Genomic DNA, 1,289 nt, shown 5'->3' with positions numbered 1-1,289 from the left:
CGAACTTGCGCCGTGCATGTGCCATGCAAAAAGACAGCATAATGCTAGGATGCTGATCGAATAGGGAATGCTATACCCCATAGCCATCTGTCGTGGATGATTCCCTTGAATTACACTCTTCTCCGATAACGACGCATCCCTTCTGTAGACTCCGTAGGCTCGATATAAACATCTTCTCTGCGTAGTGTTTCAGGAAGCGTCATGCGGCCTTGTCCTTTCTCACGCTTTTTACGCTTGACAGTGACTGTTTCCTCGTCGCTATCCGCTTCACCATCGCCCCCCATCTTAGCCTGATCAGTTTCGGGTACACCTAATGTAAATAGATTGAGCTGATCGGAGTCAACGGACGTTTTTAGCTTATCCTTTTTGGGACCAAAATGATTTTAAGTAGCTTGTCTAATTCAGAGCGGTATTTAAAAATGACCTGCTCTTTCTTCTCTATGAGCTCTTCTTTTTCGAGCAAAGAATTTTATTTTTGAGATATGGTCAACAGAGCCTGTTCGTATAGGGTTTTATAGTCTATTTCTCTGTTTTCCATGACATAAATATAGGGTAAAAAAGTGGTTTTAAATAGCCTTAAAGCCACTTTTTAGACAAAAAATCACGCTTTATTTCACTACCGCCCAGCTGCCATATAACGCTTTCTGTAGCGCACAGATTCTAGCCTTACCCCCTGTAAAAGCAAGCCTAATTCACGGCTAGAAAGCAGGCTTTTAGGGGATCTTGGACGTTCAAAAGTCCCCCTTTCTAGCCTTTTGATATACAGAGCAAACCCATCTTGATCCCACTGCAAAAGCCGGATTTGATCTCCTCTTTTTCCTATAAAAATAAAGACGTCTCCACTCATGGGATCAAAGCCCAGTTTGTTGCGCACTATCCCTGCTAAAGCCTGAATGCCATAGCGCATATCTGTTGGCTGTTCGTACAGAAAATAGCGCGTAGCAGAGGAAAGCGCTAACATGCCAAGAGTCTTTTTAGATGATCAATCGAAATCTCCTCATAAAAAGTAACGCTAGCACCATTCGGTAAGGTGACTTTCAAAAAAGGCTGCTGCTCTACCGCTGGAGCCAAAGCTGCAAGGCGCTTAAAGCTTGTGAATGGCTCGGAAATCGGCTCACTTACTACTTCTAGCTTTTTGCACCAGTAGTAGAACGTAGCTCGATTAATCCCACGTTGCAGCAAACACAGACTTCTTTAAACCAGAGCTAAGCCATTCCCGGTAAAGCTCCTGGTAAAACGCTTTATCTCTTCTTACCATTCSCRGACTACAAATCCTCGCCTACAGAAAT

The 1,289-nt window shown here is 43.7% G+C and carries 2 protein-coding genes and 1 pseudogene; all 3 read right to left on the bottom strand.

What is annotated here, in order from left to right:
• Positions 1–110: 110 nt before the first annotated feature.
• Positions 111–365: pseudogene (locus A3SI_RS18685) on the bottom strand (IS66 family transposase); the annotation flags it as partial.
• A gap of 251 nt (positions 366–616) precedes the next feature.
• A complete protein-coding gene (gene tnpB / locus A3SI_RS16860; protein ID WP_009057955.1) occupies positions 617–961 on the bottom strand; it encodes an IS66 family insertion sequence element accessory protein TnpB in 345 nt (114 codons plus the stop codon).
• Complete coding sequence (gene tnpA / locus A3SI_RS23455) at positions 955–1,182, bottom strand: IS66 family insertion sequence element accessory protein TnpA (protein ID WP_009057983.1); 228 nt, start codon at positions 1,180–1,182, stop codon at positions 955–957. The genes tnpB and tnpA overlap by 7 nt, the downstream gene beginning before the upstream one ends.
• Positions 1,183–1,289 lie beyond the last annotated feature (107 nt).

It is taken from the genome of Nitritalea halalkaliphila LW7 (assembly GCF_000265075.1).
GTDB lineage: Bacteria > Bacteroidota > Bacteroidia > Cytophagales > Cyclobacteriaceae > Nitritalea > Nitritalea halalkaliphila.
The sequence above is the reverse complement of the archived record's forward strand: the minus strand, read 5'-3'. Positions and strand labels throughout refer to the sequence as shown.